Source organism: Helicobacter pylori SA213A (genome assembly GCF_000476275.1).
Lineage (GTDB): Bacteria > Campylobacterota > Campylobacteria > Campylobacterales > Helicobacteraceae > Helicobacter > Helicobacter pylori_CL.
In genome coordinates, this window is record NZ_CBOM010000080.1 from 1 (window position 1) to 238 (window position 238).

A 238-nucleotide genomic window follows, 5' to 3' on the forward strand; every position below is an offset into this window, starting at 1 on the left:
AGAGTTTGAAAGTCAAAAACATGTTTAAAAATCACAGGTTGGCTAAATCTTTAAGCGATGTTTCTATGTCTGTGTTTAACACGCTATTAGAATATAAAGCTAAATACTCTAATAAAGAAATTCTAAGAGCTGACACTTACTATCCAAGCTCTAAGACTTGCTCTAATTGTCAAAAGGTTAAACAAGATTTAAAACTTAAAGATAGGATTTATCAATGCCTAGAGTGTGGCTTTGAATT

The 238-nt window shown here is 30.7% G+C and carries 1 protein-coding gene; it reads left to right on the top strand.

Going from position 1 to position 238, the window contains the following annotated elements:
• A partial coding sequence (locus QT74_RS07965; RefSeq protein WP_033765943.1) for a zinc ribbon domain-containing protein occupies positions 1 to 238 on the top strand: 238 nt, incomplete at both ends.